This window comes from Streptomyces sp. A5-4, from assembly GCF_051131715.1.
Taxonomy (GTDB): Bacteria; Actinomycetota; Actinomycetes; order Streptomycetales; family Streptomycetaceae; genus Streptomyces.
Genome location: NZ_CP178591.1, coordinates 8,520,242 through 8,542,137 on the forward strand (window position 1 = coordinate 8,520,242; position 21,896 = coordinate 8,542,137).

Consider the following 21,896-nt stretch of genomic DNA (forward strand, 5'->3'; position numbering starts at 1 on the left):
GGACAGGGGTGTGCCGGGCAGGGGACGGATGTGGCAGTCCGTCCGATGGCCGCGGGGGTCTCAGTGGGCGGGCGCGGAGCGGCGGACGACGAGTTCAGTGGGCAGTACGACTGGCACGTCTGGGATTGTCTCGCCGTCGAGTCGCGCGAGCAGTAGCCGTGCCGCGGTCTCGCCCATCTGCCGCATGGGCTGGCGGACGGTGGTCAGCGGCGGTTCGGTGTGCTGGGCCATGGGGATGTCGTCGAAACCGACGACGGCGACGTCCTCCGGGACGCCGCGGCCGGCGGCGCGCAGGGCGCGCAGGGCGCCCGCGGCGATGAGGTCGTTGTGCGCGAAGACGCAGTCGAAGTGGCCGCCCCGGGCGCCGTTTGCCGCGAGGGCGCGCTCCACGCCGTGTCGGCCGGAGGCTTCGGTGAAGGTGCCCTCGGTGATCAGGTCGGTGGGCATCACGTCGAGGAACCCCGCGAGCCGGTCGCGTACACAGCCGAAGTCGCGGCGGCCGGTGATGACGAGTGGCCTGGTGCGGCCGGATGCCAGCAGATGGCGGGCGGCGGACGCGCCGCCCTCGTGGTTGGTGGTGGCCACCGACGGAAAGGCGGGGTGGTGGCCGCGGTCGTCGATGAGTACGACGGGCAGTCCGCGGCGCTGCATCGCCGTGATGGTGTCGAGGGTGTTCTCCGGCTCGATGACGAGGAGCCCGTCGAAGGCACGGGCGGAAACCTGGCTGGCGAAGTGCCGGACGGAATCCGGGCCCCGGTTGCAGGTGAACAGCAACAGTCCGTAGCCGGCCGCCTCGACGGTGTCCGCGACGCCCTGCAGGACCTCACCCATCCAGGGCCAGGTGAGGGGCGGCGTCAGCATCGCGACGGTACGGCTGGTGCCGCGGGCCAGACCGACGGCCCCGGAGCTGGGTACGTAACCGAGCGCATCGATCACTTCACGAACGAGGGCAGCCGTGCCGGAGTCGACATCGGCCCTGGTGTTGAGCACCCGGGAGACCGTTGTCTTGCTGACAGCCGCCTCACGTGCGACGTCGGTGATCGTGACTCGCATCGACGGGCCTTCGCTTCGTCGTCCGGAACCGGTACCGGTAGCGGTACCGGGGTGCTGCGGAGAGTCAGTATGCAGGCCACGTCGTCGTCAATACTTCACGCCACCTCACGCAGAGATCGGTAGAATCCCAAGTTCCGGGCAGGTGCACGGGGTTGTGTGTTCAAGACATGAATGTGCGGACGCTTAACGGCCGCCCGCATTGGCAGTTCACTCACGCCTCGATCCATGGCATCACCCTCAACACCCCCACACCCCCACGTGCCGAGAAGGGCAGCCGGCCATGACGAGACCGCCCCGCAAACCGATCCGAGCCTCCCGGCTCACGAGACTGCTGATCGCGGGAGCCCTCACCACCACCGGACTCGCCGGTCTCTCCACGGGGGCCGTCCAGGCCGCCGGCGAGCAGGTGAACGTCTGGCTCACCACGACCGACGACGGTGGTGGCCGTCATGTCACCCGTGGCCTCCAGCAGCAGAGCCCCACCAACTTCCAGGCCGGAACCGGCGGTGGCGGCACCAGCGTCACCGTCGACGAGAACACCCGCTACCAAACCTTCACCGGCGGCGGCGCCTCCTTCACCGACACCGCGGCCTGGCTGATGAAGGGGTCCGGGGCGCTGTCGCAGGCGACGCGCGACACGACGATGAAGAAGCTGTTCTCACTCACCGACGGCACCGGCCTCTCCTTCGTCCGCAACCCGATGGGCGGCTCGGACCTCGCCAGGTTCGGCTACACGTACAACGACCTGCCGGCCGGCCAGACCGATCCCACACTGTCGAAGTTCTCGATCGCACACGACCTCCAGGACGTGCTGCCGCTGACGAAACAGGCCAAGCAGCTCAACCCGGCGCTCACCACGGTCGCCTCGCCGTGGACGGCCCCGGCCTGGATGAAGGACAACGGGCAGCTCAACGGCGGCTGGCTGAAGTCCGAGAACTACGGCGCCTACGCCAACTACTTCGTGAAGTACCTCCAGGCGTGGCGCGACCAGGGCATTGCGGTCGACTACGTCACTGCCCAGAACGAGCCGACCTGTTGCGCCGGTTACCCGTCGATGAGCTGGAACGGATCGGGGCTGGCGTACTTCACGAAGAGCGAGCTGCTGCCCAAGCTCCAGGCGGCGGGCCTGTCGGCCAAGGTCTTGGCGCACGACTGGAACTGGGACACCTACGACGCGTACGCGGCGCAGACCGTGAACGACGCGGCGGTACGCAGCCACCCGAACTTCGGCGGCGTCGCCTGGCACGGCTACGGTGGCGCGGTCTCCAAGCAGACCGAGGCGCACCACCAGTACCCGCAGCTCGACGCGTTCCAGACCGAGCACTCCGGTGGGACCTGGATCGCGAATCAACAGCGCGAGGACATAATGAACATCATCGACTACACCCGTAACTGGGCGAAGTCGGTGACCAAGTGGTCCCTGGCGGTCGATCAGAACCGCGGTCCACACAACGGCGACTGTGGTACCTGCGACGGCCTGATCACCGTCCACAACGGCGACTCGCGGCACGGCCAGGTCGACTACACCGTCGAGTACTACACGATGGGCCACCTCACGAAGTTCGTGAACCCCGGTGCACACCGCATCGCGTCCACCGCCAGCTCGGCCGTGCCGAACGTCGCGTGGCGCAACCCCGACGGCTCGAAGGCGCTCCTGGCGTACAACGACTCGTCGAGCGCGCAGACGATGACCGTCAACTGGGGAAACCAGCGCTACACGTACTCCCTGCCCGGCAAGACATCGGCGACCTTCACCTGGTCGGGCAGCCAGGCGGGCGGCTCGGAGAGCTCCGGCAGCCTGGTGGGCCTGAGCGGCAAGTGCCCGGACGTGACAGCGGCGTCTATGGCGGACGGCGCGAAGACCCAGCTGTACGGCTGCAACGGCTCGGGCGCACAACAGTGGCGCCACGAGGCGGGCAGCGCGGACGTGGTGAACGCTGCGGCCGACAAGTGCCTGGGCGCGTCGGACAACTCCTCCGCCAACGGGACGCGGGCACAGATCTGGTCCCGCACGGGCGCGGCCAACCAGAAATGGCGACTGGAGTAGGGCGGCAGCGGGTCCGCGCCCGGCACCGTGCCCGACGGCAGCACCGGTGAACCGGCGGAATTGGCGGAGTGCGGGTTCGAGCGCGAAGATCGGAGCACGCAGACCGGAACATGAGGAGCGCCCGTGGCGAGCAGGGTCCATCAACCCTTGGAGAATGCCGAGTTCGATTTCATCCTCGCGATGACGGACGGCCCGGTGCTCGCCTACTTCTGCGGGACCTGGCCCAAGGTGGTCAAGCTGTGCAAGGAGATGGACGCCGTCGTGGAAGAGGTGGCCGGTGCCTACGCGGGGCGGTTGACCGTTGTCAGGGCCGACATGACGCGGTGCCCCGGGCCGACGAAGAGGTACGACGTCACCGGCGCACCGTCGGTCGTGCTGATCAGGAGCGGTGAGGTCGCGGCGGTTGACACCGGTCCGATGGATCAGGTCGGGCTCAGGGAATTCCTGGACGCGAATCTCTGAGCGGCGGGCGCGACAGCGGGGTGGGGCACAGGCTTGATCAAGCCTGTGCCCCACCCCGCTGTCGCGCCGGTGGGTTCCCGGCCGCGCCCGTGACGGCTATTCGATGACGAGCTCGACCGGGATGTTGCCGCGGGTGGCCTTCGAGTAGGGGCAGTAGGCGTGGGTCTTCTCCAGGAGGTCCTGCCCCTCCGCACCTTCGAGGTGCTCGGGCAGCTCGACCCGCATCACGACGGACAGCCCGAAGCCGCCGTCGGTGTCCTTGCCGATGCTGACCTCGGCCGTCACCGAGACGTCCTTGACGTCGAGCTTCTCCTGGCGTGCGATCGAGCCCATCGCACTGGCGAAGCAGGCGGCGTAGCCGGCGGCGAAGAGCTGCTCGGGGTTGGTGCCCTTGCCGTTGCCGCCCATGGCTGCGGGGAAGCCGAGCGGCAGGTCGATCTGGCCGTCGGAGCTGACGGCGCGGCCCTCGCGGCCATTGGCGGTGGCGACAGCGGTGTACAGCGCGTCCATGGTGTCCATCCTCGTCGTTCTGGGGGAAGCGTCCTGGTGGGACCATCAGAGCACACAATTTAATTGTGCACAACTAAATGGCGTGCGGTAGCCTGGATTCATGGAGAAGGCGCTGATGAACATGACGGACGTACGGGACGAGGACTTTCTACGCCTCGACCACCAGATCTGTTTCTCGCTGCACGCGGCCTCGCGCGCCTTCAACAGCGTCTACCGGTCGGCCCTGAAGGATCTGGGGCTGACCTATCCGCAGTATCTAGTGATGCTGGTGCTATGGGAGCACGGCGAACTGCCGGTCAAGAAGATCGGGGAACGGCTGCGGTTGGACTCCGGCACCCTCTCGCCGCTGTTGAAGCGGCTGGAGTCGGCAGGCCATGTGGAGCGCAGGCGCAGCGTCGACGACGAGCGTTCCGTCACCGCGCGCCCCACTCGGGCGGGCGCCGCACTACGTGACAGGGCGCTCGCTGTACCCCGTGCGATCGCGGATTCCACCGGCCTCTCCCTGGACGAGATCGCCGACCTGCGCGACCGGCTCAACGCCCTGACGGCGGTGCTGGACGGGAGTACGGCAACCGAAACGGCCGCCGGGGACTGCGCGAGCGGCGCCTGAAGCGCGGTCGCCCGATCGGCGACAGCGATGGACGAACAACTCGGAATGCGAAGCCACACAGACATGTCAGATGACTCCCCCTGGGCAAGCACACCGTCGGCCCACCGCGACGCCGTTGTGGCGGAGACCGCCCGGCTCGTCGCCCTCGTGCAGGGTGCGAACCTCGCCACGCCCGTGCCCAGCTGTCCGGGGTGGACCCTTCTCGACCTGGTCAGGCACACCGGGAGCGTGCAGCGCTGGTTCTCCGTACTGCTGCGCCAACGCGTGCGGACGCCGCCCCGGAGCCGTGAGGTGGAGCTGCGGCTGCCGGCGCACGAGGACGGTTATGCCGACTGGCTGACGGCGAGTTCGGCCGAGGCGGCAGCCGCGTTCGCCGAAACCGACCCGGGCGCCCCGATGTGGGCATGGGGCGCCGATCAGCACGCCAGGTTCTGGATGCGGCGCATGCTGTTCGAGACGCTGGTGCACCGCGTCGACGGACAACTGGCCCTCGGACATCGGCCCGTGATCGACCCAGGTCTCGCCGTCGACGGCATCGACGAGTTCCTGGTCAATCTGCCCTTCGCCGCGTCCTTCGCCCCCGGGATCGCGTACTTGCGCGGCGACGGCGAGACCATCCGCTTCCGCTGCACCGACCGGGACGGTGGTTGGCTGGTCCGCCTGCGTTCCGACGACTTCGTGATCGAGCGCCTCACCGAGGCGGGCGCGGGAAAGGACGCGGCCGTCGACGCGGCCGTGAACGGTGCCTCCGCCGACCTGCTGCTCCTCCTGTACGGGCGCCTCGACCGGGCCTCGGACGCCTTCGAGACCTCTGGTGACGACGACCTGCTGCTGCGCTGGTTCGCCAACTCCGCGTTCTGAGACGGCCGCGGACCCGCTCGCGCGTACTACCCGCTAGCGCTTCCAGCCCGACGGCTGCGCGGGATCCAGCGTGCGCCAGTGGGCCAGGACCTTGGGGTCCTGCGCGTCCAGCCAGTCGGTCAGCTCCCGGAAGGAGACGCAGCGCACCTCCTTGCGGGGGCAGACATCCTTCATCACGTCCTCGACGGCATCCATGTAGATACCGCCATTCCAGTCCTCGAAGTGATTCCCGATGAACATCGGGGCCCGGCTGCCGTGGAACACCCGCTGGAAACCCGACATGTAGGAGTCGCGGGTCTGCTGGCGCCAGGTGCTGTACTGCGCCGGATCGCCCTCGGTGCTCTCCTTCGACTGGTTGTACAGGTAGTTGAAGTCCATGGAGAGCACCTGGAACTGCTTTCCGGGGAAGGGAAGCATCTGCAGCGGGAGGTCCCAGACCCCGTCCTTCTTGGAAGGCCAGATCTGGAAATCCCCCGCGGAACTGGCGTCGTAGCGCCAGCCGAAGGGCTTGGTCGCCGGTATGAGCGTCTTCTGCCCTTCGAGGCAGGGGGCCCGGCCGCCGACGACCTCACGCGTCGGGTCGAAGGGCAGCGGATCGATGTCCGTCATGCCGGTGTTCGTCTTCCAGTTCTGCACGAAGGCGTAGAACTGGTCGATCTCCTTGGTCCACTCCGCCGAACTCCAGTCGCCACCCCCCTTGTCGCCGCAGAAGTGGCCGTTGAAGTGGGAGCCGATCTCGTTGCCCTCCAGCCAGGCCCCGCTGAGCTGCTCCAGCGTCGTGCGTATGTGCTCGTCGGTCGGGTACGAGATCGCGGCGGCCCCGGTCTCGTGCTGCGGCGGCTGGTAAAGGTTCTTCTGCGCCTTCGGGAGCAGGTACATGCCGGTGAGGAAGAACGTCATGTGCGCGTCGTTCTCCTTCGCCACCCGGCGGAAGCGGGAGAACAGCCGGTCGTCGCCCTCCAAGGCGCCGTCCCAGGAGAACACCACGAACTGGGGCGGTTTCTCACCCGGTTTGAGTCGCTTCGCCTTCAGCCGGCCCGGCTGCGGCCCCGTATAGGACGTGGAACCGTCTCCCAGCACCTTGACCTGGCCGTCCCAGTTCTCCTCGTCCTTGCCGGCGGCCGCGGCGCCCTTCCCGTCCTTGGGTTTCGGGGCCGCGGCCGTGGCGTCCGGCGCCGCCACGGTCTTCGGCGGGCTGTCGGAGGTCGACATGGCGAATGTCGCGGTGAGCGAGGTGACCAGGACGGCGGCTATGCCGAGACTGATGCCGGGCATTTTGTTGACCCGTGCGCGGAGCACGGCGGACTTCTTCCAGATCATCACAACGACTCCAGGCAGACGGGCGGAAGGGGGCGCGGGCAGCGGCGGACGCGGCACTTGTTCAGTGCTCTTGCTTCAGGGCGTCCGTGTACTGGCTCCATATCTCGGCCGGATACTTCTCGCCCTCGGCCGGGTCCTCGCCGAACCCTTCGAGCGGCAGCGGCGCGAGACTGCTGGACAGGTCCATGCGGTACACGACCACCGCGGTGGCCTCCTCCTTCGAGTAACCGACGTACCAGCGCGCGGTGTCGTCCTGCGTGGTTCCGGTCTTGCGGGAGGTTTCGCGCCCAGCAGGTGTGAGCGCCTCGGTGACCTGGTCGGCCACATCGGGCTGCAACGCGCGTGCCCGCCGGGGGCGGGGCAGGGGGACCGGCTCGCCGTTGCGGGTCACCTTGCGTACCGAGTACGGGTCGGTGTGCATGCCGCGGGCCGCGAACACGCCGTACGCCCCGGCCATACGGATGGCACTGGGAGTGGAGGTGCCCATCGCGAACGCGGGCACGGGCGGCCCGAAGTTGGAGGCGAGCATTCCCGACCCCTCGGCCGTACGACGCACGAGGTCCAGGCCCACGTCCGTGCCGAGCTGGAGGAACGGGGAGTCCACGCCCTGTGCCATGGCGTCCCCCAGCGCGATCCGGCCGTAGGAACGGTCGTCGGTGTTCTGCCCCTTGAGCATTTTTCCGCCGCGGTCCCAGTAAGGACCTTCCGGTGTCACCAGCGGCACATTGTCGTCGCCGTTGTACGGGGTCGACGGAGTGACCGGGGTGCGGGGGCCCTCGCGTTCGAGCTGGACACCGTGCTCAAGCGCGGCCGCGTACACAAAGGGGGTGAATGCGGAACCCGCCGCGACGGTCGACGCGTTGGACTCGTTGAAGGCCTGCCGCTGGAAGTCCGGTCCGCCGTACACGGCAAGGATCCGCCCGTCCGCGGCGACCGAAGCGGCCCCGAACCTGGCATGCCGGTCGGTGGCGCGCCGCTTGGGGTCCAGTGTGGCGCGGGTGTCCTTCACCGCCCGGGTGATTGCGGACATCCGCGGCTTTTCGAAGGTGGTGTAGATCTGGAAGCCGCCCAGGGCGAAGCGCGCTTCGGGGATTTGCCCGGATCGCTTCGCGTACGACTCGGCGAGCGCGACGAGGTAGCCGTTCTGACCGCTCGCGCTGTTCTTGGGCGCCGCTTTCGGCTCGGGGAACTTGGTGTACTTGGCCCGCTCGGCAGGGGTCAGCCTGCCGGTTTCCACCATGCGGTCCAGCGTCCACCTCCACCGGTCGACGGCACGCTTGCGGTTCTGGGGGCCAAGGGTGGGGTCGTAGAGCGAGGCTCCCTTGAGCAGAGAGGCGAGGAAGGCGCCCTCACTCGCGGTGAGCTCCGTGACTTCCTTGCCGTAGTAGGCCTGCGAGGCCCGCTGGAGCCCGTAGGAACCGCGCCCGAACCAGCTGGTGTTGAGGTACTCCTGGAGGATCTTGTCCTTGCTCAGCTGACGGTCCAGCTTGATCGCCATCAGCATCTCGGTGAACTTGCGCGAGAAGGACCGGTCCTGAGTGAGATAGACGTTCTTCACGTACTGCTGGGTGATGGTGGAGCCGCCCTGGGTGCCCCCACCACCGACCGTCTGCCAGAACGCGCGGGTGACGCCCTGCGCCGAGATGCCGGGATCCGAATAGAAGTCGTTGTTCTCGGCGGACAGCACGGCCCATCGGACGTGCTCGGGGATCTTCGCCAGGGGCATTTCCTGCCGGCTCACCCAGCCCGTACGGGCCATCGGCGTGCCGTCCGCCCAGTAGTAGACGTTGTCCTGCTGGGTGGCGAAGGAGTTCAGGTCCTCGGGTATCTCCGTTTGCGCGTACGCGATGGTCACGAGCGCCGTCAGCGTGCCGATGACCGTCAGGAACGAGCCCATGACCAGTCGCCACGAGGGCACCCACCTGCGCCAGCCCTGCCGCCCCGGTCGCGGATAGTCCGGCATCCGTGGAGGCCACAGCTTCCTTGGCCGCCCCCTGGTGCCTCGCCCCGGTGCCAATGCCGTGCGCGCCGCGTGCGCGGTTTTTCTGAGCCTGTTGTGCTGGGTCATCCCTGTCCGGCGGTGACGGGCGGGGGCGGTTCCGCAATGCTGTGGTCGCGCCCTCGCACAGATAGTGGTCATTGCTTGAGGGCGACAGTCGGATCCCCCCGATTCCCCCTGCGGCGACACAGCAGAATCTCGGGCATAAGCCTTACGGAGAGTCACGCTGTGAAGTCACGTAAAGATAACAGCAGTTCGAAGCGCGGCAAAGTGAGCAGATGTCGCGATTTGCTCGGCAATTGAACTGTTGAGGAGAATCGAACCTACCGTCGAGCGCGCCGAATTGACAGCTTTCCGCAGCTGTTGGCCGGAGCCCGGCGCAGGTCCGGCCAGGACTGTGCCGGACTCCGGCCAACAGAGGTGCCGGGGCGGGCGGTCGGCGTGGGTCGGTTCGCCCGGTTGTAGGAGGCGAACTGGTCGAGCAGGCCCTGGGGCGCGTCATGAGCGAAGCACAGGTCGAGGCTGGTGGCGGACGCGGTCGCCGACGCCTCGCTGCGCGGGAAGAGGGCCTGTTCGTACGCGGCGAGCGCGGCCTCGGTATCGCCGGGGTGGGTGGCGATGGCCCGGCCGAGTTCCGCTCCGTCGAACATGGCGAGATTGGCACCCTCACCGGCGAAGTCGATCGTGGCGAGCCAGTCCTCGGGTGCCTTGAGCGCGGTGTACACATGCGGGCTGCCGTCGGGTTCGCGGTGGGCGAGGAAGCCCCCGCCGTCGCCGAGGGCCAGGAAGAAACCGGGGCCGACGAGGGCCGCGCTCATGGGGTGACGCACTTCGGCGTCCAGCAGATCCAGCTCGACGAAGGAGAGGCCGGAGTAGGCGGGGACGGCGTCGGAGACCAGCGGACGGATCTTCGACCAGGCCCCGTCGGTGCCGATGAGCAGGTCGGTGGTGAAGGCTGCGCCGTCGGCGGTGGTGACCTCGTGCCGACCACTGTCCAGGGGGCGGACCCCGGTGATCTTCCTGCCCCAGCGGACCGTGTCCGCGGGCAGCGACGACAGGAGGAGATCGCGCAGCTGCCCTCTGTCCACCTCGGGGCGGCTGCCGTCTCCCTCGTCGTTCTCTTCCACCCGGACGACGGCGTGCCGGTCGAGGATGCGCATGGACTCGCCCCCCGGGTGGATGAGCTTGCGGAACTCGTCGTGGAGGCCCGCGGCGACCAGGGCGGCCTGCCCGGAGTCCTGGTGGATGTCGAGCATGCCTCCCTGAGTACGGGCGGCGGCGGACGCCTCCAGGTCGAAGACGCCGGCCTCGATGCCGTGGGTGTGCAGGACGCGCGCCAGAGTGAGGCCGCCGAGGCCGGCGCCGATCACGGCAATGGGGTGGTGGCTGGCCAGGTGGTGCTCCTCACGGTGGGACGGGCGCGGTGGCCCGTTTCATGGGTGGTGGTGACCCGCTTCGGCAGTGGTCCTCAGGGATGTGCGGACCTGTCCGGTGGGGCCGGGGTGGGGGTGTGCGCGATCCCGTTGATCAGCATGCGAAACCCCCAGGACAACCGCGCCTGAGGCTCGCCGGCGAGCAGATCGGGGGCGAGGGCGGCGATGTGCGGATGAGTGGCGCCGGAGACGCCGTGCAGGGCGTTGGTGAGGGCGTCCCAGTCGTTCCGGGTGTCGGCGGGCCGTTCCCCGTGAGCGTGCTCGGCGGCGGTCGCGGTGGTGTACTGCAACAGCGCGTCCATGCCCCAGTCGGCCTGTCCGGCCAGTACGCCGCCCCGGTCGAGCAGGTCCAGAAGTGACTCGATCAGCCGCAGGTAGTACTCCCCGCTGGGACGGGCCACCAGCGCCGAGCGGGCCAGCCCCGGGTGCTCGAACAGCACCATCGTGTACGAGGTGAGCACGGTGGCCAGCCGGTCGCGCCAGTCGCCCGCCGCGCTCACCGGCGTCAGGTCCACCGTGCCGAGCAGTTCGTCCAGCACTGCCGCGGGCAGCTCGGCGGTGTTGCGCACGTACACGTAGAGGGAGGCCGGTCCGGTGTCCAGCTCCTGGGCCAGGCGCCGCATGGTGGCCTTCTGCAGCCCCTCTGCCCGCATGATCCGGACGGCGACGGCGATGATGCCCGCCCGGGTCAGAGCGGGTTTGGCCGGACGCGCGCTTGGGTCGGACGGGCAGGGACGCGAGCCAGTCGGTCAGGATCCGGCTGACATCCTCGTGACGCTCCTGCTGGATCCAGTGGCCGCAGCCGTCGAGAAGGTGCAGCTCTGGCAGTGTGGTCGGGTACGCCTTGATCGCGTCGGCCAGCCAGGTTGTGGAGGCGTCCTGGGCTCCGCCGATGAACAGGGACGGCTGTGTGATGGGGGCGCCGTCGAAGTCGGCGAGATCTTCCCAGTCCCGGTCCATGTTGCGATGGCGGCTGAGTGCTCCGGTCAGGCCGGTGCGCTCGAACTCACCGGCGTACACGTCGAGATCGCTCTCGCTGAGCCAGGAGGGCAACCGTCCGGAGGGGAACCGGTCGCGCAGCGCCCCGCCGCGGCTCACGAAATGCGGGTCCGGGGCGTCGGCCGCCGGCATGGTGTCGGCGGAGAACGCGGCGTAGAAGCCCGCGAGCCACTCGCGTACGGTCGGCTCGATCTCGGCCTCGGCCCGGCCGGGCTCCTGGAAGTAGCTGACGTAGATCTCCTCGTCACCGCCCATCCGTGCGAAGGCCTCGCTGGGCCGCGGGGCGAGTAGGGGACGCTCAGCAGCCCCACCGCACGGAAGACGTCGGACCTGATCAGCGCCGTGTTGGCCGCGATGGTCGCACCCCAGTCGTGCCCCACGACCACCGCGGACTCCTCGCCCAGGGCGTGCACCACGGCGACGTTGTCCTCGACGAGGTCGAGCATCCGGTACGACGCCGCGTCCTGCGGCTTCGAGGAGCGACCGTAACCCCGGACGTCGACGGCGACCGCGCGGTATCCGGCCGCGGCCAGCACCGGCAGCTGGTGACGCCAGGAATACCAGGACTCCGGAAAGCCGTGCACCAGCAACACCAGTGGCCCGGTGCCCTGTTCTGCCAGATGGATCCGGCCGGCGGGAGAGGGGATCAGGCGATGCCTGACGTCCGTGCTCTGTGCGGGCTGCGACATGATTCCTCCGGGGCGTGTGGTCTGCCGTGCGCGGTGCGCACCGACGGGCCCTTGGGGCTGCCGGACGCCGGCGCCTCGGACGACGATCACGCGACGGACGCCGCGACCGGCGCGCTACTTGTTGCTGTTTCGGCAAGCCGTTCCTGAGCCGGGCCCTCTCCCCGACGCCATGGCAGTCACCGCCGGAGCATTGTCAGTGGCGGCTGGGATGCTGGCACGCATGGATGAGTTGATGCGGGGCCGGGTGTACGGCGCGGACCACGACGACCCGGACCCCGGGCCGCGGCCGGGGCGCCAATATCGCGAGCTGGTCGCCGGGCCGCTCGACGGTCTGCTGCTGGACGTCACCGACTGGACGGGTGCGCAGCTGCGCGAGGGGGCCGCGCTGAGCACCGAGATCGGAGCCTTCGGGCCGGGCGGCCACGCGCTGTACCTGCCGCGGCCGACGGACCCCCGGCGGTGGGACTGGGACGGCGATACGCCCTGACGCCCGGCGTACGCCCGCCGGGCATCCGAATGCGTGCGGTTCGCGATGCAACCATTGCGCCCCGATCGTTGTCTCCCATGACACAGAACCGAAGGGACATGTCATGGGGGACAGACGGCGCAGAATGGTCGTGGGGGCAGCAGTCGTGGGACTGCTGGTGCCCGCATCGGTGGTGGTCGGCGGGGGGAGCGCCGCTGCGGCCTCGTGTACGACGCAGGCGGGTCCGAATCAGAAGCAGGTGGAGCGGTTCCTGGGCCGGCCGGTCGACGGGCGGCAGTCCGCCGCCGACTGCAAGGCGACCAAGGCCTTTCAGACCAAGCACGGGATCAGCCCGAACATCGGCTACGCCGGGCCCGTCACCTGGAAGGTGATGGACCTGATGAACCGGCAGAAGGCCGTCGGCAACAAGCCGAACCGCAGTGGCAAGTGCCCCACCAACAAGGGCCGCATCGCTTGCGTCGACCTCACGCTGCAGCTCAGCTGGATCCAGGACGGTGCCACGCTGAAGTACGGCCCGGTGCCGGTGCGTACCGGCCGTAACGGCTACGAGACCCGTACTGGTGCCAAGAAGGTCTACTGGCGCCACAAGAACCACGTGTCGTCGATCTACCACGTGAGCATGCCGTACAGCCAGTTCTTCGACGGTGGCCAGGCCTTCCACTCGGTCGGTGTGAGCGTGTGGTCGCAGCCCGGCTCGCACGGCTGTGTGAACATGCGGACCGCGGACGCCAAGGCGTACTGGGACAGGCTGAAGAACGGGGACGACGTGTTCGTCTACGGGCGGAAGTCCGGCACCTGACACGAGGCGCGCGGCGCCCGGGTCATGACCCGGGCGCCCCGAACCGGCGCCACGCGGTGACGTGGGCGCACCTCGGCAGTTCCGTCCGGCCCGTGGCCCAGGAGTATGGGCCACGGGCCGGTGTCGTTCCCGCAGCAGAGGCCGGCCGGCCCGCATCACCGTCGCCCGTCGGCGTCAGGCGGGCAGCGCGATGAGTGTCAGCGGCGTCGTGGTGGGCTCGGGGGAGCCGCCCTCGGGTTCGACCGTGACTCCTATTCCGGTGGCCTCCCCGATGTCTCCCGCCATCATCCGGCCACCGTCGTGTCCGACCAGGCCCGCCGGCCGCATGGTGCCGCCGTCGTCGAACCACAGCTGATACGTCTTGTCGTCGGGCAGTTCGGGCAGACCGGACGCCAGGAAGACGGCGCTGTCGTGGCTGCGGGACATGATCACCGTGGCCCGGGCACCGCCCTTGACGCTGCCCGTCGCGCTCCGGGCGTCCGGAGCGGTCAGCACCCGGGTCATGTCCGCGGCCTTCGCGGCGACCTGTTGGGCCCGCTGCTCGGCCTGCTGGGCGTCCTGGAACTGCCAGGCGGCCCCACCCGCCAGCAGTGTGGCCGCCGCGACGCACGCCGCCAGGACGAGGCGGGGCAGGTGTCTTCCGCGGGCGTACTGCGCACGGTGCGTGGCATCGCCGAACGTCACGTGCGGGGGGAGCTGACGCACGTTCTGGATCCAGGTGATGACCTGCCCCTTCATCTCGGGAGGCGGCGTGGCGGCGACGGCTGTTGCCAGCCGGGCAGCGGTGGCCGTCAACTCCCTTACCTCCTGGACGCATGCGGGGCAGTCCAGCAGGTGGCGCTCGAATGCCTCACGTTCGTCGTCGGGCAGCGCGTCCACGGCGTAGGCGCCGGTGGGTGCCTGCATGTGTTCCTCGATCATGCGTCCACTCCCATGCAGTCGCGGAGCCGGATCAGCCCGTCGCGCAGACGTGTTTTGACGGTCCCCAGGGGTGTCGACAGAGAGGCCGCGACCTCCCGGTAGGTGTAGCCCTGGTAGTAGGCGAGTGTCACGGCCTGACGCTGGAGTTCGGTCAGGGTGCGCAGGCAGCGGCGGACTTGTTCGCTCTCCAGCCGGATCGTCACCTCTTCGCTGACCGTGTCGTAGGCGGGGGTGTGTTCGCGATGCGCGTTGCGCTGCTCGCGGTCCGTGGCCGCCTGTTCGGAGCGGACGCGGTCCACGGCACGCCGATGCGCCATCGTCATCACCCACGAGGTGACGGTGCCCTGTTCCGGACGGAACCGGGTAGCCGTGCGCCACACCTCGACCATGACTTCCTGCGCCACTTCCTCGGACTGGGACGGATTGCGCAGAACCTTGAGCACCACCCCGTAAACGGGCCCCGCGATCGAGTCGTAGAGGGTGGAAAAGGCTGCCTGGTCACCGTTCGCGACGCGGCCCATGACCTCGGCCAGCTCGGGCCCGCCCCGCGGGGGGTCTCCCATACGTGCGATTCCGATCACCGCGCGCCTTTCCAGTGGGTTGAAGGCACGGGAAGAGGCGGGGGATATTGGTCGCCCATGCGTAACCCTTCCGAGCAATAAAGGTGGAGCGAATGCCAACCCTTGAAAGTTGTTCTCCTATTTCTTCGTAGCCGATGGCTTCGCGGATGGGTCGGCCGACCCATTTCATGGAATGCGAGGACTCGGCCGACCAATCCGTATGCGTCTCGGCAACGAATCAACAACGTGAGGGAAGCGGCGGCTTCGAAGCTGTGAGGGCAGCTTCGAAGCCGCATCCGCGCGAGCGCCCACCGGTACTGAAGGCCCTCGGGTGGGGAAAGCGCGACGAGACCGCTGGGTGACCCGTCTCGGGTCACCCAGCGGTCTCGTCTGCACCAGGGGTGCTGGGGTCGGACCTGAACTCCGGGGTGGCGTGCTGCCTACGCCACCCCGGAAACCCGTGGTTACTTGGGCATCAGGACGGTGTCGACGATGTGGACCGTGGCGTTGGCGGTGGGGACGTTGCCGCAGACGACCTTGGAGGTGTCGTTGACGGTGTAGGACTCGCCGGAGCCGGCGGTGGTGAGGGTGCTCTTCTCCAGGGTCGGGTAGGTGCCCTTTTCGAGCTGCTTGGGGGCGAGCTTCTCACCGACGACGTGGTAGGTGAGGATCTTGGTGAGGGTGGCCTTGTCGGCGAGGACCTTGTCCAGGTCGGCCTTCGGGATCTTCGCGAAGGCGGCGTTGGTCGGGGCGAACACCGTGATGTTCTCGGCGTTGTTGAGCGTGTCGACGAGGCCGGCCTTCTTGACGGCGGTGACCAGGGTGGACAGCTCGGGGTTGTTGGACGCGGCGGTGGCGACCGGGTCCTTGGCCATGCCGTCGAAGCTGCCGGCGCCGTCGGCCGGGACGCTCGCACACGCCGGGCCGAAGGGCTTGTCCGTCATGGCGTCGTCGGCGGGGGGAGTGGACTTCTCCTCGGCGGCCGTCGGCGTGGAGTCGGCCTTGGTGTCCTTGCCGTCATCGCTGGAGCAGGCGGCCAGCGACAACGGAAGGACTGCGGCGGCGGCGACCGCGATGGCGGCGCGACGGATACGAAGGGTGTTCATGGTGGCTCCTTGTTGTGGTGTCATAACAGTGCGTAAGGGAATGAAGGTCTAAGGGGCCCGGGTCGGACCCGGGCCGGGCCGGTCAGTCGACGGTGACGACCACCGAGTGCCAGCCGCTCGCGCCGTCCGGGACGGTCTTGGTGCGCTTTTCGGTCTGGACCTCTCCCGTACGGTCCGTGGCTCGCACGGTGAGCGTGTGACCACCGGGGGTCGCCTTCCACGGGAAGGACCACTGCCGCCAGGTATCGACGGTGTCCTGGGCGGCGAGATCGGCCGGCCGCCAGGGGCCGTCGTCGACACGGATCTCGACCCGGTCGATGCCACGGTGCTGGGCCCAGGCCACGCCGCCGACCATGACGGTGCCCGCCTTGGGCCGGCCGAAGGGCTTGGGGGTGTCGATGCGGGACTGGGTCTTGATCGGAGCCTCGCGGGCCCACTTGCGCTTGACCCAGTAGGCGTCGTAGTCGTCGAAGTTGGTCAGTTCGATCTCTTCGATCCACTTGCAGGCGGAGACGTACCCGTAGAGGCCCGGGACGAGCATCCGGACGGGGAAGCCATGGACGAAGGACAGCGGCTCGCCGTTCATGCCGACCGCGAGCATCGCGTCGCGGCCGTCCATGACGTCGTCGACCGGGGTTCCGAGCGCCATGCCGTCCACCGACCTGGCCACCAGCTGATCGGCCGGCCCGCCCCTGGACGGCGGCTTGACTCCCGCCTCCTTCAGCAGATCCGACAGGCGTACGCCGATCCAGCGCGCATTGCCCACATACGGCCCGCCGACCTCGTTGGAAACGCAGGTCAGGGTGATGTCCCGCTCGATCAGCTCACGGTCCAGCAGATCCTGGAAGGAGACGGTCAGCGGACGCTTCACACCCTTGCCGTGGATACGAAGCCGCCAGCTGTTGGCATCGACCTTCGGCACCACCAGGGCTGTGTCCACCCGGTAGAACTTCTTGTTGGGCGTGGTGAAGGCGCTGATGCCGGGGACTCGCAGTTGAGCGCCGGACGGAATGGGAGCGGCAGCCTCGGCCGGCTGCGGCAACACCACCCCGGACCGCGAGGCGACCGCGTTCTCACTGCGCTGACCGTTCAGGGTCCGGCCCAAAACACCGGCGCCGGCGGAAGCCACCGCCGCAGCCGTGGCCGCGATCAGGAACCCTCGCCTGTCCCAGCCGCTCTCCGCACCCTCCGCGACCGGGCGTCGCGTCATGGTGAGCCTGCCGATGAGGAGGTACAGCACGGCGGCGCCCGCCACCGCGCCGGCCAGGGACGGCAGCCCGTCCACGAAGCCGGTCGAATCCGGGCGACTCACTGCCGCCGCCGCACCCACCACGCCGAAAATCAGCACACCGGCCGAACCGATCCGCCGATAGCGAAGCGCCACCAAACCCAGCGCGAGCGCCAGAACGGCGAGCGTCGCAAGGATGCCGAGCTGCAGAATCAGCTTGTCGTCCTCACCGAAATGACGAATGGCCCAGTCCTTGACGGCCGCTGGCGTGCGGTCGATCGCTGCTCCGCCCACCGCCGTAATGGGGCCTGACTCGGGCCGGACGGCCGCCGACGCCAATTCGGCGACGGCAAGCGCGGTGAAGCCGGAAAGCAGACCGCTCAGCGCGGCAAGACCGCCGCGCACCAGATTTGAACCTGAGATCCTCACGCCCTTCATTCGGAGCCACCGGCCCGGCGGATTGGTCACCGGTGTGAAGAAGATCGAGACCCGCCGCGCCGGTCCGCTTTTCCACGCCCGTGGCGGCCGGAGGGCGCGAAGGACTTGCCTTCGCGTGCGCTCCAATTCGTACGGTCGGGACATGAGCAACGAACAGCGCAAGACCGGCTCCGGCTTCGGCGCACTGAGCACCACGGCCGACGTCCTGCGGGGCATCGACCTGACCGGCAGGCTCGCGATCGTGACCGGAGGCTATTGCGGACTGGGCCTGGAGACGACGCGGGCCCTCGTCGGCGCGGGAGCCCACGTCGTCGTCCCCGCCCGGCGTCCCTCCGCGGCCCGGCAGGCGGTGGACGGGATCGGTGGAGTGGAGGTGGAGGAGCTGGACCTGGCGGACCTGGAGAGTGTGCGGGACTTCGGCGGGCGGTTCCTGGCCACGGGCCGCTCCATCGACTTGATGATCAACAACGCCGGGATCATGGCCTGCCCGGAAACGCGGGTCGGTCCGGGCTGGGAGGCCCAGTTCGCCACCAACCACCTCGGTCACCACGCACTGGTGAACCGGTTGTGGCCGGCGATCGAGCGGGGCGGCGCACGCGTGGTGTCGGTGTCGTCCAATGGACACCAGCTCTCCGACATCCGCTGGGACGACGTGCACTTCGGGCGTGGTTACGACAAGTGGCAGGCGTACGGCCAGGCGAAAACGGCCAACGCGCTGTTCGCCCTGCACCTGGACACCCTGGGACGCGACGCCGGAGTGAGGGCGTTCTCGGTGCATCCGGGCACCATCTCCACGCAGCTCGGCCGTCACATGTCCCAGCAGGAACTGGCAGACCTGGCTGACATGATCAGCGTCAGTCCGACGAACAGCGGCTGGAAGACACCCGGACAGGGCGCGGCCACTCAGGTGTGGGCAGCGACCTCCGCGCGGCTGGCCGGAGTGGGCGGTGTGTACTGCGAGGACTGCGACGTCGCCGATCCCGCTGCCCCGGACACGGTGCTGGGCAGCGGGGTGAATGCCTGGGCCACCGACCCGGAGCGGGCCGCCCGGCTGTGGAAGCTCTCCGCCGAACTCACCGGAGTCGACGCCTTCGCCTCGGGGCCGGCTCATCGGCTGTGAGAGCGGCCCGCGCTCGCCCGGCCCTGTTGCAGATCTGACCCGTACACCAGTGAACCGAGGGAGCGGCACCTTGCCGTTGGCGTCACCGCGGGGCCAACCGCGTTGTTAACGTGGCTCTTTGAGCGAGAGGCGGAGACCACCGATGACAACGACGACGTTCCGTATCGGCGGCGATCTGGGCGTACACCGGCTCGGATTCGGAGCCATGCGGCTGCCCACCGAGCAGGGCGCCGCCCGGGAGGCCTCCGTCCAGGTCGCACGGCGGGCCGTCGAGCTGGGCGTCACGCTGATCGACACCGCCCATCTGTACGGCGGGGGAGCGAACGAGGAGCTCCTGGCCGAGGCGCTGCACCCGTACGCGGACGGGCTGACCATCACCACCAAGGTCGGCATCGCGCGATCGGCGGACTCCGGTGAGTGGGGGCTCGACGGACGGCCGGAGGCCCTGCGCGAGCAGGTCGAACATGGCTGCCGCAGGCTTCGCGTCGAGCGGATCGAGCTGCTCCAGCTGCACCGCATCGATCCCGAGGTGCCTCTGGCCGAGCAGCTCGGCGCGCTGCGGGAGCTACAGGTCGAGGGCAAGGTCGGGCGGATCGGGCTGTCCGAGATCACCGTGGCCGAGCTCGGCCGGGCACGGGAGATCATCGAGGTCGTGAGCGTACAAAACCGCTACAGCGTGCTCGACCGCGAGCACGAGCCCGTGCTCGCGGCCTGCGAGGCGGCGCAGATCGCATTCCTGCCCTGGCGGCCGGTCGCCGGAGCGGTGTCGGGCGCCACGGCGCAGATCGCCGCGGTGGCGGCCGACCTCGGCGCCACCCCCGTGCAGGTCTCGCTCGCATGGCTCCTCGGCCACTCTCCGGTGATCCTGCCGATCCCGGGCACCGCCCGGATCGACCACCTGGAGGAGAACCTCGCCGCGGCGCGTGTGCAGTTGACCCCGGCCCATCGCGATCGCCTCGACCGGCTGGCCGAGCAGGTGTAGGCACGCGTCCAGCGTCGCTGCGTGCCGTGGTTGGGCCGGTGTGGTGCGTGGGAGGCCGCCCGCCCTCCCACGCACCACACCGGGGCACGAATCAGGCGGCAGCGTCGCGGACCTGAAGGACGTACGCAATCAGCTCCGGTGACGGGCCGCCGTGCTCCCGCTGGATCTGCGCACTGTTCTCCTCCTGCATGCTGTAGAGCGACTCCCGAAGCCCCTCGTCCCCACCGTGGAAGGCCTCAAGAAGCTCCATCCAACGGGCGGCCAGTGCCTGCACCCGCGGATCGGCCGGGTCGGTCCCGGCATCCAACTCAGCCTGGACCTTGGCGATGAGCTGCGGCCATTCCTGCTCCACAGCGCTGATCGCCTCGGTACCCAATGCCTCCCGGCGGGCCGACAGGACCCGCAGCTGCTCGTCGGAGAAATGGTCCCGCATCTTCTCGTCCATCCTGCTCACTTCTTCCATCAGTGCGAGGAGGTCGGCCGGGGTGTGCACATGTTCCGCCGACACCAGCATCGAGAGCCGTGCCTGGACGGCGCGCAACGCACCGAGCTGCTGTTCCACCTGGGCGAGGTGATCGCGCAGCAACCCGGCGAGGTCGGGCTCGCCGGCGAGCGCGGTTCCCACCGCGTCGAGTGGCAGCCCCAGCTCGCGCAGCGCCACGATCCGGTACAGGTGGGCGATGTCCGCCTCCTCGTACAGCCGGTGGCCGCCGCTCGTGCGGGCGGAGGGTTTCAGCAACCCGATGCGTTCGTAGTGGTGCAGGGTGCGCACGGTGAGCCCGGTGAGCCGGGCCAGTTCCCCCACCTTCCAGGCCATGACATCCTCATTCGTTTCGTCCGGGCATGTGGAATGTCCGGAACAACCGTTTTTCGGTGGCAGGAACGACGATATGACCTACACCTACGTCAGGTTCAAGTCGTGGGTCCAGTGGGCGTGGGCGGACCTGCTCCCGTCGCGCTCCGGCTCCGGCGGCGGCCACCTCTGTCGTGGCGCAGGTGGGGGAGAGGAAGGGAGCGCCGGCGGGTGGTCGCGGGTGGGCCGGGGTCGTAGAGGATCTGCCAGCCGACAGTCAGGGCAAGCACCCACACGAGCAAGGGGGTTGAGAGGTGACGCCCGGCGGGGGAAAGCAGGACGACCGGGACGAGGACGCAGGGCAGGGCCCGGCCCAGGAGCCAGGCACGACCCGGGTTGCTGGTGAGAGCGGCGGCGAGGCCGATGAGGAAGTACAAGATCATCGCGCCGCACAACACCTTGCGTGTACTGGTGGGCAGGGCTCCGTCGGCATGGGTGACGGCGATACCCAGCGTCGCGGCGAGAACGGCCAGCGTGGCGGTCAGGGCCGCGTGCAGCACCAGGGTGCGACGGGGGCTGAGGGCGCGGGCGTGCAACTGGGGGACACCGTCGTAGCCGTACAGCAGGCTGAGGGTCCAGATGGTGGTGAGGAGAGCGAACGCACCCAGGGCGGTGGCTGCCAGTGGCAGGCTCCACTGTTCGTGTTCGGCGGCGGCGTCGATGACCTGGATGATGCCTTCGCCCAGGACGATGATGAGGTACAGCCCGAGCCGCTCGGCGAGATGGGCGTTCTCGGTGTGGGCCTCCTCGATGCCGACCAGGGCCGGATCGCTGCCGGGGGCGGGCCCCGGCGCTCGACGATGCGGTCGAGCCGCTCGTTGGCGCGACGCAGGGTGGCTCGGGAGGACGCGGTCAGCAGCACGGTCAGATCGATGACGATGCCCAGGGCCCAGGGCCCAGGGCCCAGGGCCCAGAGCCAGTGACGCCAGGGCTCCGGGGTGAACACCGAGACGAGCCAGGGCAGCGCGCCCGCACCGAACTGGGCCAGTGGCCAGTCGGTGACCACCTGGGTCCGCTTCCAGATCCGCCCGGCGAACCAGCGCAGTGCGACATAGGCGACCACGAAGGAGACGGCGCGCTGGTCGTGGACGCCGGACACGGACGCCGCCATGACGGCCATACCGAGCATGGCCAGAAGCAGGTTGCGGGTGTGGGTCTGCTCCGCGGCGATGTTGCCGTAGATGGCGAAGCAGGCCCACGTGATCCAGAACGCCAGGTAGAGGACGCCGTACAGGCCGAGGTCGGCGGGGGTGGGGTCGGTGTGCAGCAGATGGGCGAGCTGACCGACGCCGACGCCGACGCCGACGCCGACGCCGACGCCGGCGACGAGGTCGAAGAACAGCTCGTTCCAGCCCGCGTGCCGTTCGTAGCGTCCTCGGCCTGCTGATGGCAGCTGCTGGGTCCCATGAAGTGATCATT

The 21,896-nt window shown here is 69.0% G+C and carries 20 protein-coding genes and 2 pseudogenes; 8 read left to right on the forward strand and 14 right to left on the reverse strand.

What is annotated here, in order from left to right; translation table 11 throughout:
- Nucleotides 1-60 precede the first annotated feature (60 nt).
- The gene (locus ACLLJJ_RS39695) at nucleotides 61-1,053 is read right to left on the reverse strand and encodes a LacI family DNA-binding transcriptional regulator (protein WP_434599625.1); all 993 of its coding nucleotides are present in this window, start codon (nucleotides 1,051-1,053) and stop codon (nucleotides 61-63) included.
- Between the two features lie 280 nt (nucleotides 1,054-1,333).
- Between ACLLJJ_RS39695 and ACLLJJ_RS39700 the strand changes: the two genes are divergently transcribed.
- Complete coding sequence (locus tag ACLLJJ_RS39700; protein WP_434599626.1) at nucleotides 1,334-3,100, forward strand: glycoside hydrolase family 30 beta sandwich domain-containing protein; 1,767 nt, start codon at nucleotides 1,334-1,336, stop codon at nucleotides 3,098-3,100.
- 123 nt (nucleotides 3,101-3,223) lie between these two features.
- On the forward strand, nucleotides 3,224-3,562 hold the full coding sequence (locus ACLLJJ_RS39705; protein WP_434599628.1) for a thioredoxin family protein: 339 nt from the start codon (nucleotides 3,224-3,226) through the stop codon (nucleotides 3,560-3,562).
- Nucleotides 3,563-3,658: 96 nt separating this feature from the next.
- On the opposite strand, the gene ACLLJJ_RS39710 is transcribed toward ACLLJJ_RS39705, so the two are convergent.
- On the reverse strand, nucleotides 3,659-4,072 hold the full coding sequence (locus ACLLJJ_RS39710; RefSeq protein WP_434600652.1) for an organic hydroperoxide resistance protein: 414 nt from the start codon (nucleotides 4,070-4,072) through the stop codon (nucleotides 3,659-3,661).
- 100 nt (nucleotides 4,073-4,172) lie between these two features.
- Here ACLLJJ_RS39710 and ACLLJJ_RS39715 point away from each other — a divergent pair, with 100 nt between their 5' ends.
- Both ACLLJJ_RS39715 and ACLLJJ_RS39720 read left to right on the forward strand, forming a co-directional pair.
- Nucleotides 4,173-4,682 (forward strand): MarR family winged helix-turn-helix transcriptional regulator, encoded by a 510-nt coding sequence (locus ACLLJJ_RS39715; RefSeq protein ID WP_434599629.1) that lies wholly within the window; start codon nucleotides 4,173-4,175, stop codon nucleotides 4,680-4,682.
- Between the two features lie 63 nt (nucleotides 4,683-4,745).
- Nucleotides 4,746-5,543, forward strand: coding sequence for a maleylpyruvate isomerase family mycothiol-dependent enzyme (locus ACLLJJ_RS39720; RefSeq protein ID WP_434599630.1), 798 nt, complete (start codon nucleotides 4,746-4,748; stop codon nucleotides 5,541-5,543).
- A 33-nt stretch (nucleotides 5,544-5,576) separates the two neighbouring features.
- On the opposite strand, the gene ACLLJJ_RS39725 is transcribed toward ACLLJJ_RS39720, so the two are convergent.
- From ACLLJJ_RS39725 to ACLLJJ_RS39745, 5 genes and pseudogenes are all read right to left on the reverse strand, one after another.
- Complete coding sequence (locus tag ACLLJJ_RS39725; protein WP_434599632.1) at nucleotides 5,577-6,863, reverse strand: hypothetical protein; 1,287 nt, start codon at nucleotides 6,861-6,863, stop codon at nucleotides 5,577-5,579.
- A 61-nt stretch (nucleotides 6,864-6,924) separates the two neighbouring features.
- Nucleotides 6,925-8,826: a transglycosylase domain-containing protein gene (locus ACLLJJ_RS39730; RefSeq protein WP_434599633.1), complete on the reverse strand. Its 1,902-nt coding sequence runs from the start codon at nucleotides 8,824-8,826 to the stop codon at nucleotides 6,925-6,927.
- A gap of 359 nt (nucleotides 8,827-9,185) precedes the next feature.
- Nucleotides 9,186-10,256, reverse strand: coding sequence for an FAD-dependent oxidoreductase (locus ACLLJJ_RS39735; protein ID WP_434600653.1), 1,071 nt, complete (start codon nucleotides 10,254-10,256; stop codon nucleotides 9,186-9,188).
- A gap of 74 nt (nucleotides 10,257-10,330) precedes the next feature.
- The gene (locus tag ACLLJJ_RS39740; protein WP_434600654.1) at nucleotides 10,331-10,987 is read right to left on the reverse strand and encodes a TetR/AcrR family transcriptional regulator; all 657 of its coding nucleotides are present in this window, start codon (nucleotides 10,985-10,987) and stop codon (nucleotides 10,331-10,333) included.
- A gap of 34 nt (nucleotides 10,988-11,021) precedes the next feature.
- Nucleotides 11,022-11,983 (reverse strand): annotated as a pseudogene (locus ACLLJJ_RS39745) (alpha/beta fold hydrolase); the annotation flags it as partial.
- A gap of 220 nt (nucleotides 11,984-12,203) precedes the next feature.
- Between ACLLJJ_RS39745 and ACLLJJ_RS39750 the strand changes: the two are divergent.
- Nucleotides 12,204-12,470, forward strand: coding sequence for a hypothetical protein (locus ACLLJJ_RS39750; RefSeq protein WP_434599634.1), 267 nt, complete (start codon nucleotides 12,204-12,206; stop codon nucleotides 12,468-12,470).
- Nucleotides 12,471-12,573: 103 nt separating this feature from the next.
- A complete protein-coding gene (locus ACLLJJ_RS39755; RefSeq protein ID WP_434599636.1) occupies nucleotides 12,574-13,269 on the forward strand; it encodes a L,D-transpeptidase family protein in 696 nt (231 codons plus the stop codon).
- A 174-nt stretch (nucleotides 13,270-13,443) separates the two neighbouring features.
- Here ACLLJJ_RS39755 and ACLLJJ_RS39760 read toward each other — a convergent pair whose 3' ends face one another.
- The 4 genes from ACLLJJ_RS39760 to ACLLJJ_RS39775 form a co-directional block, all read right to left on the reverse strand.
- Complete coding sequence (locus ACLLJJ_RS39760; RefSeq protein WP_434599637.1) at nucleotides 13,444-14,190, reverse strand: anti-sigma factor; 747 nt, start codon at nucleotides 14,188-14,190, stop codon at nucleotides 13,444-13,446.
- Nucleotides 14,187-14,753: a sigma-70 family RNA polymerase sigma factor gene (locus ACLLJJ_RS39765; protein WP_434599639.1), complete on the reverse strand. Its 567-nt coding sequence runs from the start codon at nucleotides 14,751-14,753 to the stop codon at nucleotides 14,187-14,189. The genes ACLLJJ_RS39760 and ACLLJJ_RS39765 overlap by 4 nt, the downstream gene beginning before the upstream one ends.
- A gap of 461 nt (nucleotides 14,754-15,214) precedes the next feature.
- A complete protein-coding gene (locus tag ACLLJJ_RS39770; protein ID WP_434599640.1) occupies nucleotides 15,215-15,856 on the reverse strand; it encodes a fasciclin domain-containing protein in 642 nt (213 codons plus the stop codon).
- Nucleotides 15,857-15,938: 82 nt separating this feature from the next.
- Complete coding sequence (locus ACLLJJ_RS39775) at nucleotides 15,939-17,522, reverse strand: sulfite oxidase (RefSeq protein ID WP_434599641.1); 1,584 nt, start codon at nucleotides 17,520-17,522, stop codon at nucleotides 15,939-15,941.
- Between the two features lie 142 nt (nucleotides 17,523-17,664).
- On the opposite strand from ACLLJJ_RS39775, the gene ACLLJJ_RS39780 reads away from it, so the two are divergent.
- On the forward strand, nucleotides 17,665-18,642 hold the full coding sequence (locus ACLLJJ_RS39780; protein ID WP_434599642.1) for an SDR family NAD(P)-dependent oxidoreductase: 978 nt from the start codon (nucleotides 17,665-17,667) through the stop codon (nucleotides 18,640-18,642).
- A gap of 142 nt (nucleotides 18,643-18,784) precedes the next feature.
- Entirely contained in the window at nucleotides 18,785-19,624 is an 840-nt protein-coding gene (locus ACLLJJ_RS39785) for an aldo/keto reductase (protein ID WP_434599643.1), read from the forward strand.
- Nucleotides 19,625-19,715: 91 nt separating this feature from the next.
- Here the strand turns inward: ACLLJJ_RS39785 and ACLLJJ_RS39790 are convergent, their stop codons facing one another.
- From ACLLJJ_RS39790 to ACLLJJ_RS39800, 3 genes and pseudogenes are all read right to left on the reverse strand, one after another.
- Entirely contained in the window at nucleotides 19,716-20,441 is a 726-nt protein-coding gene (locus tag ACLLJJ_RS39790; protein ID WP_434599645.1) for a MerR family transcriptional regulator, read from the reverse strand.
- Between the two features lie 95 nt (nucleotides 20,442-20,536).
- Nucleotides 20,537-21,517, reverse strand: a complete 981-nt coding sequence (locus ACLLJJ_RS39795; protein WP_434600655.1) for a low temperature requirement protein A — start codon at nucleotides 21,515-21,517, stop codon at nucleotides 20,537-20,539.
- Nucleotides 21,439-21,870: pseudogene (locus tag ACLLJJ_RS39800) on the reverse strand (low temperature requirement protein A); the annotation flags it as partial. The gene ACLLJJ_RS39795 and the pseudogene ACLLJJ_RS39800, both read right to left, overlap by 79 nt.
- Nucleotides 21,871-21,896: the final 26 nt, after the last annotated feature.